The organism is Aliamphritea spongicola (assembly GCF_017051665.1).
Classification (GTDB): Bacteria; Pseudomonadota; Gammaproteobacteria; order Pseudomonadales; family Balneatricaceae; genus Amphritea; species Amphritea spongicola.
Window position 1 is genome coordinate 187664 of record NZ_JAFIDL010000004.1, and the last position, 11499, is coordinate 199162.

Annotated in this window: 9 protein-coding genes; 3 read left to right on the top strand and 6 right to left on the bottom strand. The window is 52.2% G+C overall.

From position 1 onward, the window contains the following. Positions 1-67 precede the first annotated feature (67 nt). The 6 genes from JYB63_RS14325 to JYB63_RS14350 all read right to left on the bottom strand — a co-directional run bounded on the left by JYB63_RS14325 (position 68) and on the right by JYB63_RS14350 (position 6247). The gene (locus tag JYB63_RS14325; protein WP_205658576.1) at positions 68-934 is read right to left on the bottom strand and encodes a TraB/GumN family protein; all 867 of its coding nucleotides are present in this window, start codon (positions 932-934) and stop codon (positions 68-70) included. 163 nt (positions 935-1097) lie between these two features. Next, the gene (locus JYB63_RS14330) at positions 1098-1361 is read right to left on the bottom strand and encodes a GIY-YIG nuclease family protein (RefSeq protein ID WP_205658577.1); all 264 of its coding nucleotides are present in this window, start codon (positions 1359-1361) and stop codon (positions 1098-1100) included. 21 nt (positions 1362-1382) lie between these two features. Continuing rightward, entirely contained in the window at positions 1383-2231 is an 849-nt protein-coding gene (locus JYB63_RS14335; RefSeq protein WP_205658578.1) for an alpha/beta fold hydrolase, read from the bottom strand. Positions 2232-2428: 197 nt separating this feature from the next. Beyond that, complete coding sequence (gene cysG / locus JYB63_RS14340; RefSeq protein ID WP_205658579.1) at positions 2429-3865, bottom strand: siroheme synthase CysG; 1437 nt, start codon at positions 3863-3865, stop codon at positions 2429-2431. Positions 3866-4119: 254 nt separating this feature from the next. After that, positions 4120-4602 carry a DUF934 domain-containing protein gene (locus JYB63_RS14345; protein WP_205658580.1) on the bottom strand — a complete coding sequence of 161 codons (483 nt, stop codon included), beginning with the start codon at positions 4600-4602 and terminating at the stop codon, positions 4120-4122. After that, positions 4586-6247, bottom strand: a complete 1662-nt coding sequence (locus JYB63_RS14350) for a nitrite/sulfite reductase (RefSeq protein WP_205658581.1) — start codon at positions 6245-6247, stop codon at positions 4586-4588. The genes JYB63_RS14345 and JYB63_RS14350 overlap by 17 nt, the downstream gene beginning before the upstream one ends. A gap of 749 nt (positions 6248-6996) precedes the next feature. On the opposite strand from JYB63_RS14350, the gene rsxA reads away from it, so the two are divergent. From rsxA to rsxC, 3 genes are read left to right on the top strand one after another with little or no spacing between them, the layout of a single operon-like run. After that, the gene (rsxA, locus tag JYB63_RS14355; protein ID WP_205658582.1) at positions 6997-7578 is read left to right on the top strand and encodes an electron transport complex subunit RsxA; all 582 of its coding nucleotides are present in this window, start codon (positions 6997-6999) and stop codon (positions 7576-7578) included. 24 nt (positions 7579-7602) lie between these two features. Continuing rightward, positions 7603-8208 (top strand): electron transport complex subunit RsxB, encoded by a 606-nt coding sequence (gene rsxB, locus JYB63_RS14360; RefSeq protein ID WP_205658583.1) that lies wholly within the window; start codon positions 7603-7605, stop codon positions 8206-8208. After that, complete coding sequence (gene rsxC / locus JYB63_RS14365; protein WP_205658584.1) at positions 8205-11498, top strand: electron transport complex subunit RsxC; 3294 nt, start codon at positions 8205-8207, stop codon at positions 11496-11498. The genes rsxB and rsxC overlap by 4 nt, the downstream gene beginning before the upstream one ends. The last annotated feature ends 1 nt before the right edge of the window (position 11499 follow it).

The window sequence follows — 11499 nt, forward strand, 5'->3', positions numbered from 1 at the left end:
AAATTGTCTGAGCACAAAATAACAACGGGCCACTAAAGGCCCGTTTTTTATATCTGACAATAGTGACTCAGTGCATTTGCTCAACACTGTAGCCTTTCTTTTCTAACTGCTGCAGCAGGCCCTCACGGCCAACCAGATGTAAAACGCCCACTAAAACCAGCTCATCCTCCGCTGACGAAAACATCTGTTCAATCTGTGGCAACCAGTTATTGTTCCGTTCAACAATCAGTGTATCGAACACGTCCGGCGAGCCTTCACGAAACGGAATCAGCGCAACATCCTGCAGCCCCTGTCGGTCTCCGACCCTCCAGGCACGCTTAATTGCCAGCATATCTTCACGCATCTGATACATATCCTTCAGAGCATATTCAATAAAATCGTTCTCATTTCCATTGCCCATCGCAGCGATAAAGCGAATCTGCTCTTCCGGTGTTTCCAGTTGCCCTCTTGGTTTCTGATCCCGCATTGCTATATCGGTATAGAACTGATCAACACCTTCTCCCGACATGCCCTGAAACTCTAACTCAATGTTAGTCATCACCATCGCCAGCATACCCGGTCTGAAACGCTTCAGCGCCTCTAGAGAAGCCCCCCGGCTCTGTAAGTAATCATACAGGCTCTGCAGCACCACCGGACTTAGCCGGGAATCAATTCCCTGCCCCTGAGGGTAAGTGGTCAGAGCAACCAGCTGTTGCGCAAATTCCGGCTTTGACTGAGCATCTATATCGGTTTCAAAAAATACAGTTTCTGCCTCTGCATATGCCCGCTGAAAAGCAGCTGGTAGCGGATAATCATCTTCTGCCAGCACATGAATAGTACCGCCAAGATAAACCGTTTCATTACCGTCAGACACTTTCCATACCGGACTGGCATAAACACTCTGGCTGGCCAGAACAACACTGGCCAGACAGCCAAGCAACGCAGAAAAACGCATTATTCACTCCCCGGAAATTCAATCCTATACAGTTCAGCCCAACACTTAACCGTCCATAGATGGACATGCACTTAGCAGAGACAGCTTTACCGGCCGATAATTCATACAGATGTTCGAGAGTACGTCAGAAAGTGTGCTGACTCAATCCGTCGGCGGATTATTCTCAGCTGTCGCAGATCAGGCGGAGTTTCGCCCGGCGGGAAAGTTTTTTAATGGCCGCTTCACGCTGGCAAGCATGACTGCGGTCAGTGCAGATCTCATGGTACTGCAAACTGACAGGACGCCGGACCCGGGTGTATTTGGCCCCAAGCCGATCGTTATGATTGTGCTCATTAAGCCGACGCTTCAGGTCCGTGGTCACCCCGGTGTACAACGTACTGTCTGCACACTCGAGGATATAAACGAACCAGGTATCAGCTTTTGACATAGAACGAAGAGCCGGTGGGCCTCAGACCAGCACCAGACGATCAGCATCACATGGAATATCAGGATTAGCTTTAAGGTAGTCAACCAGCACCTGACTTACCTGACGATCCTGTTCAAGATTTGAAATGTGCCCGGCATTCTTGATCACTGTCAGCGCGCTGCCCGGAATCTGACTATGCATATGCCGCGCTTCAGCAACCGGCCGGAAGACATCACTGTCACCGACAATAATGCTGACCGGACAACGAATTTCCTCCAAACGGTCAAGCTGAGAGCGGCGCTTAAGCATCGCCTTCCCCATTGCGACAGCAGTGGCAATCTGCTCCGGCGTCAGTGTCATCATATCGAAACGGTAAGTTTCAATCAGCGCAGGCTTAGAAACAAAAGTAGACTCACAGAACATCATACGGGTCAGTGCATCCATCACCGCACCGGGAATGGAGCCCATCGATCCTACAATATCCAGAAGGTGTTCATATTCAGCGACATTTTCAGCGGGCTCTTCCCCAAGATACCCGTTGAGCATCACCAGTCCGGCAACTTCTTCAGGATACTCAATGGCCAGCCGTGCGCCCCAGAGCACGCCGATAGACGAACCGATTACCGCATAACGGTCAATGCCAAGCTGCTGCATAAGCGCGTGATGATCATCTGCCAGCGCACTGATATCCAGCGGACGGGCAGCGTCAGGCTGCGAGCCACCATGGCCCCACAGATCCGGCACGATACAGCGGAAATGTTCTGATAAGACATCAAGCTGCGGCGCCCACATACGTGAATCCCACAGATATCCATGTCCAAACAACAGCGGAAACCCTTCTCCCTGATCCAGGTACTGCATTTCCATGCCATTGATGTTCGCCGTAGGCATATACTTTCCTCGGTATTGAGCCCGTTCCTCCCCCTGAAACAAGCTTAGCTTCAACTTAACAAGCTATGATCCTGATACCGAATATAAAGAAAACCCGTGCAGAACTGAAGTAAGATATTTCCCATCTTGGGTTTTACTGCCCCCGATCACTGAAAAAGCGCCAGCAACCGGGAGCGAAGGCAGAAAATGATTAAAAATCAGTCTTCTGTAGCATGAGCGTCCGGCAATACCAGACCGTGATTATGGAGGACCTGATCACCGAACCAGGTTAGATTTTCGTGCAGCTTAACCACTTCACCGACAATGATCAGAGCCGGTGCTGCAAGCTGTGCCTCAGCTTGTTTTTCGGCAATATCAGCCAGTGTGCCGATCAGCACCTGCTGATCGCGGGTTGTACCCCGGGAAACCACGGCTGCAGGCGTATCAGCCGGCTTGCCGTGTTCAATCAGATTCTCGGCCAGCACCGGTAAGGTATGCAGCCCCATATAGAACACAACGGTCTGATTCGGATGAATCAACTCAGCATAATTCAGATCCGTAGTACGGTTTTTCAGCTGACCGGTTACCAGTTTCACCGACTGAGCATAATCCCGGTGGGTCAACGGAATACCGGCATATGTTGAACAGGCGCTGGCAGCGGTAATACCCGGCACCACCTGGAATGGAATGTTATGCGCCTTAAGCGACTCAAGCTCTTCGCCACCGCGGCCAAAAATAAACGGATCGCCACCTTTAAGGCGTAATACCCGCTTACCCTGCAATGCATAATCAATCAGCAGCTGGTTAATGCCATCCTGCGGTACCGCATGGTTATCACGGCGTTTACCGACAAAGACTTTGTCCGCATCACGGCGACACAGGTCCACGACCTCGTCAGACACCAGGCTGTCATAAAGTACAACATCTGCTTGCTGCATCAGACGCAGAGCCTTAAAAGTCAGTAACTCAGGATCACCGGGGCCACCGCCGACCAGATAAACTTCACCGACTTGCTGATGGGGATCAGCCGCATCAAGGTTCGCCTGCAGCAACTGAGCAGCTTCTTCTTCACGGCCGGCAAAGACCTTTTCAGCCACCTGACCCTGTAAGGTTTTTTCCCAGAAAGTACGGCGGGCATTGATTGTTGTAAAACGCTCTTTCACCTGTTCGCGGAACTGCCCCACCAGCTTGCCCAGACGGCTGTACCCCTGCGGAATCCAGGTTTCCAGCTTGGCACGCATTAAACGGGATAACACCGGCGATTCACCACCGGAAGAAACACCGATCACCAGCGGAGAACGGTCAACAATTGCCGGAAAAATAAAGCTGCACAAGTCTGGCTTATCCACCACATTCACAGGAATATGCCGGGCAACTGCATCACTGTGTACCTGCTCATTCAGAGACAGGTTATCCGTGGCAGCAATGACCAGATCGACGTTATCAAGCATCTGCGCCTGATATTCACCGATAATAGCCTCACCGTTATTCTGCTCTACCAGTTCTGCCAGCTCGGGCAGAATCTGATGGGAAATCACCTTAACCTGCGCCCGTGCCCGCACCAGTAAAGTCGCCTTACGAAGGGCTACCTGACCACCTCCGACCAGCACTGCGGTTTTATCATCTAACTTAAAAAATAGCGGAAGATATTCCACGAAGAATCTCCTGAGAAAAGCTCTGTTCCTGGCGACAGATAAATACGGCCCGATAAAAAGACAGAAAATTCCGGGCGCTTACTGGCTCGGAATGTAACAAAAACTCAGGAACGAAGGTACCGATTAGTTCACAATTAGCGCCAATGTTGACGCATATTGGAAAGTTGGACATTTTATCTCAATTTATCCGCTTACCACCATTGATAAACGGATAAAGATAAGGCCGGCAGCATAACGGCCGGCCCAGCAGGGATTCAGCGGCGGAAGATTGGCCGCTCATCATCAGCACTGCCCTGATAGTGCACGGTGATCTCACCGAAAACCGAACAGGTTTCAGCAGTGAAACGCTCATCAGGAATTTCGAACGCATCAAAACCACAACGGGTCATATACTCCAGGCGGTCATGGCTGACATCACCTGTTGCACGGATTTCACCGGTAAAACCTTTACGGCGCAGGATGCGCGCAAAGCTGAAACCACGGCCATCCGTAAACGCCGGAAACTCAACCACCACCAGAGACAAACGCTCAAGGTTCGCCAGTACCAGTTCAAAGTCCTGATCACCGTTAATCTGTACCGCCAGCGGGCGGTCTCCTGCCAGCAGAGACTCCTGCTCAGCAGCAAACAGATCAAACGGTACAATCACTGCAGCATCCGGGTGCTGAGCCAGTGTATCGACATCAACCCGCAGCCACTTATCGTCGGCAACAACGCTCTGATTAATTAACAGGGGCATAAACTCTCTCCTTAAACGGCGTCAGACCGATACGGCGAACGGTATCAATAAAGCGCTCTTCTTCTTCACGCTGTTCAATATAAACCTGCAGAACTTTCTCCAGAGTGTCAGCCACTTCAACCTGCGGAACCGCTTTACCGATAACCTTACCCAGAGACGCATCTTCACGGGAAGAACCACCCAGAGTGATCTGATAGTAATCTTCACCCTTACGGTCCACACCCAGAATACCGATATGGGCAACGTGGTGATGGGCACAGGCATTAATACAGCCAGACATATTCAGCTTGATATCACCGATATCGTGCAGGTAATCAAGGTCATCAAACTTCTGGTTAATCTGATCAGCCACATTCAGTGTGTGTGCGTTGGCCAGTGAGCAGAAATCAAAACCCGGGCAAACGATCATGTCGGTCAGAGTACCGATATTCGGACGGGCCAGGTTGTGCTCAGCCAGTACCTGCCACAGAGCAAACAGGTCACCTGCCTGAACGTGGGCCAGTACCAGGTTCTGATCATGGGTACTGCGGATTTCACCGAAGTTATACTTGTCAGCCAGATCAGCAACTACATCCAGCTGCACATCAGTGATGTCACCCGGCGCCTTCAGATAAGGCTTCAGGCTGACAACGACTGCACGGTAGCCGTCGATCTTATGTTCACGGGTATTACGCTCGTACCATGCAGCAAAATCACTGTCTTCAGCCAGCTTAGCTTCCAGGGCAGCAACACCCTTAACAGCATCAGCTTCATACGGGTGCGGCTCGAAGAAACCTTTAATACGCTCAATCTCAGCATCCGTCAGGTGCATTTCACCGCCACGGATTTCAGCCCACTCGGCATCAACCAGCTCACGGAATTTATCGATACCCAGAGCATCAACAAGAATCTTGATACGGGCTTTGTACTTGTTATCACGGCGACCGTTCAGGTTGTAAACCCGCAGAATCGCTTCCAGATAGGTCAGTAAGTCATGCTTGGGCAGGAACTCACAGATAACCTTACCGATCATCGGCGTACGGCCCAAACCACCACCAACCAGCACTTCGAAACCAACTTCACCGGCATCGTTCTTCACCAGGTGCAGGCCGATATCGTGAACCTGTGACGCAGCACGGTCTTCACTTGAGCCGGTGACGGCAATTTTGAACTTACGCGGCAGGTAAGCAAATTCCGGGTGCAGTGTTGTCCACTGACGGATAATTTCACACCACGGACGGGAATCTTCGATTTCATCTTTCAGAATACCGGCGAAGTGATCTGTCGTGGTATTACGCAGACAGTTACCGCTGGTCTGAATAGCATGCATCTGCACTTCAGCAAGCTCTGCCAGAATATCCGGCACTTCTTCCAGCTTCGGCCAGTTAAACTGCAGGTTAGTCCGGGTTGTGAAGTGGGCATAATTTTTATCGTAGGTACGGGCAATGTGAGCCAGCTTACGTACCTGTACAGAATTCATCAGGCCATAAGGCACCGCGACACGCAGCATCGGCGCATGGCGCTGCACGTACAGGCCGTTCATCAGACGCAGGCCACGAAACTCATCATCCGGTATTTCACCGGCAAGAAAACGCCGGGTTTGATCACGATACTGTTCAACCCGCTGATTGACCAGGTTCTGATCCTGTTCGTTATACTGATACATATTTATTAACCTTAAATAAAGCCGGCTGTTCTGCTTATCCTGTTATACCCACTGCTACATTTGGCGCTAACAGTGGCTCAGGAAATACCGGCACTCACCCTTTATTCATAAGTAAAGCAGGTTTACCTGCATCCGGCCTGACGGTCGGCTATGGCTCTGCCCTGTGCAGAAGGAAGCCCTGGAGTCAGACCTTTTCAGTTCTGTTGGGCAATCACAGATGTAGCACAGACGAATGCCCTAGATTAGACACAGTCTACCCGCCCCTCTTTATAACTCAAAATAATAATTAGTAATTAAAAATCACCAAAAAGGAATAAGCAGATAAAACTAAAGTTCATTAATTATTCCTAAAAGATTTAAAAAGAAGGCAATTTATTCTTTTTAATTTTATGCAGTTATCTGCCATAATAGCCGCCACCATGCCCTCTACGCCGGTGCTGGGCTGCCAAACAGGCGCAAAAAAACCTGCGCTCCGGCAATAAAAGCCGGAAAAAGAATAAAAATTGCCGTCGCCGGAAAGCTTGCCTATACCCCGGGGATGCTAAAATCAGTAGAATTTAGCCGCCTTAAAAAGCAGCGACGGACATCCGCACGAAACAACTGATAGCGGATGAATGAAACAGCGTAGCGGCTTAACGGAAATATCGGACATACAGCGAGCGCCTGTGCAGCATCCGGGCGCAAGACGTACCCTCTTCCTCCGGGAGAGAACCCTATAAGAGCTATATAAAAGGTTACACAATCGCCATATGACAGAGTATCTGCTTATTCTTATCAGCACCGTGTTGGTTAACAACTTCGTACTGGTGCAGTTTCTCGGCCTTTGTCCGTTTATGGGGGTTTCCAATAAACTCGAAACCGCTATGGGCATGTCGCTGGCGACAACCTTTGTACTAACCCTGTCATCCGTGTGCAGCTACCTGGTATACAGCTACCTGCTGGAACCACTGGATCTGACGTATCTGAAAACCATCAGCTTTATTCTGGTTATTGCGGTAGTCGTACAGTTCACCGAAATGGTTGTGCGCAAAACCAGCCCCCTGCTGTATAAACTTCTCGGTATTTTTCTGCCACTGATTACTACCAACTGTGCAGTACTCGGTGTCGCCCTGCTGAACATCAAAAAGATGAACGGCTTTATTGATTCAATTGTGTACGGATTCGGTGCAGCCGTCGGCTTCTCACTGGCTCTGATTCTGTTTTCAGCCATGCGTGAGCGTATCGCTGTCGCAGATGTTCCTACGCCATTTAAAGGCTCGGCCATCGGTATGGTAACCGCTGGTCTGATGTCACTGGCATTCCTGGGCTTTACTGGCCTCGTTCAGTTTTAACCGCCGGACAGTCGAGGAATTATCATGAGCGCCGTATTAATCGCCATTCTTGTTCTGCTGGGCCTCGGGCTTGCTTTCGGCATCCTGCTTGGCTACTCATCTATTCGCTTCAAAGTTGAAGGCAATCCACTGGTTGAACAGGTGGACGGACTACTGCCACAGACCCAGTGCGGCCAGTGCGGACACCCGGGCTGCCGCCCCTATGCCGAAGCCATCGTAAACGGCGAAGCCATCAACAAATGCCCCCCGGGCGGCCAGAGCACTATTGATGCGCTGGCGGACCTGCTGGATGTTGAAGCCATCCCTCTGGATGCGGAACACGGCGAAGAACAGGTTAAATCCGTCGCCTACATCCGTGAAGATGAGTGCATTGGCTGCACCAAGTGCATTCAGGCCTGCCCCGTAGATGCCATCCTCGGTGCCGCCAAACAAATGCACACCGTCATAACCTCTGAATGTACCGGTTGTGATCTTTGTGTTGAGCCATGCCCTGTTGACTGTATTGATATGCTGCCAATTGAAACCACTCTGAATACCTGGCAATGGAACATGCCAAAACCTGGCGTTGAACTGATCGCCACTGATCTGCGCCCGGGTGTTAGCCGGCACTCTGCGGAGGGCAAAGCATGAACGCTCAGATTCACAGCTTCCACGGCGGCATCCACCCTCCGGAAAACAAGCGCCAGTCGACCGGCGGCACCATTACTGAAGCACCGGTACCGTCCCGTATCGTTCTACCATTACAACAGCACATCGGCCTGCCGGCTGATCCGCTGGTAAAAGTGGGCGATAAAGTTCTGAAAGGCCAGACCGTCGCTGAAGCAATCGGCCGTATCAGTGCCAATATCCACGCCTCAACATCCGGTACAGTGGTTGCTATTGAGGCACATCCGGTGCCGCACATGTCGGGCATGATGGCCGACTGCATCATCATTGAAGCAGACGGCGAAGATCAGTGGACAGAGCATCAGGGGCTGGAAGATTATCAGCAGCTGCCCAAGCCGGAACTGATTGAATATATCCGCAAAGCGGGCGTTGCCGGTATGGGCGGTGCAGGTTTCCCGACCGACGTTAAACTTCATCTGGGTGATGACCACATCGTTAACACCCTGATCATTAACGCAGCCGAATGTGAACCCTACATCACTGCAGACGATATGCTGATGCGTGAGCGGGCAGACCGGATACTGGGGGGCATTGAAATTATTGCCCACCTGCTCCAGCCCCTGCATATCATCGTCGGCATTGAAGATAACAAGCCGCAGGCAATCCGCGCCCTACATGAAGCTTTTGACGGCTGCGATCTGAATCTGGACATTATCAGCGTCCCGACCAAATACCCGTCCGGCGGTGAAAAGCAGCTCATTAAACTGCTCACCGGAGTTGAAGTACCCAGCGGAAAGATCCCTGCTGACGTTGGTATTGTCTGTCAGAACGTGGGCACCACCACTGCAGTTTATGACGCAGTCCAGCACGGTAAGCCACTGGTCAGCCGGGTAATCACCATTACCGGTCAGGCTGTGGCCCATCCGCAAAACCTTGAAGCCCGGATAGGCACCCCGTTTGCAGATCTGCTGGAATATTGTGGCCTGAGTGAGCAGCATCTGGCCCGACTGATTGTCGGCGGCCCGATGATGGGCCTGACTATCGAGAATCCACAGATCCCGATGATCAAAACCAGTAACTGCCTGATTGCCGGCAGCATTAATGAATTCCCGGCACAGCCGCCGGCACAGGCCTGTATCCGTTGCGGCATGTGCGAACAGGTCTGCCCGGTCGAGTTACTGCCACAACAGCTGCACTGGTTTGCCAAAGGCCGTGAGTTTGAGAAAGCCAAACACCACAACCTGTTCGACTGCATCGAATGTGGCGCCTGCTCTTACGTCTGCCCGAGTAATATTCCGCTGGTGCAATACTACCGCTTTGCCAAAGGTGAAATCCGTAAGGAAGATGCTGAACAGCGTAAAGCCGACCATGCCCGCCTGCGTTTTGAAGCCCGTCAGGCACGCCAGGAACAGGAACAGCTGGAAAAAGAGCTGCGTCGTAAGGCCCGCGCTGAAGAAGCCGCCAAGAACCAGGCTGCTAAGCGCGATGCTGTCATTACCAAGCAGGCCAGCAGCACTGTCGAAAGCAGCGAACCGGATCTTAAGCAGCTGAAAACCAACGCTGCCGTTGCCCGCACCAAACTGAAGAAAGCAGAAAAAGCACTGAGCAACGCCCAGGCAAAAGGACTGGACGGAATCGATGCTCTGCAGGAAACGGTTAATCAGTTACAGGCCAAGTCTGACGCCGCAGCCCAGGCTTACGAACAGGCACAGCAGGCACCTGCTGCACCGGCAGCGCCGGTTGTAGACATCAAGCAGCTTAAAACCAATGCAGCAATCGCCCGTACCAAGCTTAAGAAGGCCGAAAAACAGCTGGCCAGCGCACAGGAAGCCGGCGCCGACAACATCGCTGAACTGGAAGCGGAAGTTAAAGCCCTGACTGAAAAGTCAGCCACTGCTGAAGCCGCTTTCAAAGCTGCAGAGTCCGGCGGCACGCCACCTGCTGTTGCCGCAGCACCGGCCTTCAGTCAGGCACAGCTGGATGACCTGAAAGCTGCCGTTGACGCACTGCAGGGTAAAGTAGAGAAAGCAAAAGCCGCCTACGAGAAAGCAGCCGCTTCCGACAGCCCTGCTGCACCGAAGATGGCCGACGGTGTGACCAAGCTGGAAGGTAAACTCAAAGAGGCTGAAGACGAGTATCAGAAGGCGCTAGAAGCCAACCAGGCCAGCGCAGGCGCACCCGCCCCTGCCGCCCCCGCCTTTAGCCAGACACAGCTGGACGACCTGAAAGCAGATATTGAAGCACTGCAGGGCAAAGTAGAGAAAGCCAAAGCTGCTTACGAAAAAGCAGCCGCTTCCGACAGCCCAGCCGCACCGAAGATGGCCGACGGTGTGACCAAGCTGGAAGGTAAGCTTAAAGACGCCGAAGCCGAATACCAGCAAGCACTCCAGGCCAATGAAGCCAGTGCAGCCGCACCAGCCCCAGCTGCTCCCGCCTTTAGCCGGGCACAGCTGGATGACCTGAAAGCCGACGTTGAAGCACTGCAGGGCAAAGTTGAGAAAGCGAAAGCTGCTTACGAAAAAGCAGCCGCTTCCGACAGCCCTGCCGCACCGAAAATGGCCGACGGTGTGACCAAACTGGAAGGTAAGCTTAAAGACGCCGAAGCCGAATACCAGCAGGCACTTCAGGCTAATGAGGCCAGTCAGGCCAGCACAGCTGCACCGGCTCCAGCTGCACCGGCGTTCAGCCAGGCACAGCTGGATGACCTGAAAGCCGATGCTGATGCAATGCGAAGCAAAGTCGAGAAAGCTAAGGCCGCCTACGAAAAAGCCGTAGCCTCTGAAAGCCCCGCAGCTGCCAAAATGGCCGATGGCGTCGCTAAACTGGAAGGCAAGCTTAAAGAGGCTGAAGCCGAATACCAGCAAGCCCTGCAGGCCAATCAGGCCAGCACAGAGACTGCCGCACCAGCCATAAACAATGTTGCCGTTGAAAAACCGGATGCCAAAGCGCTGAAACAGCAGGTATCGATCATGCGCACCAAGCTGAAAAAAGCAGAAAAAGCGCTTGATGAAGCGGATGACAGTAACCGTGAAAACCTGCAGCAGGATGTTGCAAACCTTACCGCACGCTACGAACAGGCACAGAATGATCTGGCCAGCCTGGAAGCGGAACATATTGCCGCTGCAGCAGCTGAAGGCATTGACCTAAAACAGCTTAAAGTTGATGCTGCACTGGCACGGGCAGCCGTAACCAAAGCCGAACGCGCACTCAGCAAGGCTGAAGACGACATGCAGGCAGACCTGCAGGCAGAACTGCTCAGCGCGCAGGAAAAAGCAGCCGAACTTAACTCAACCCTGGAACGTTTTTCTAAGTAAC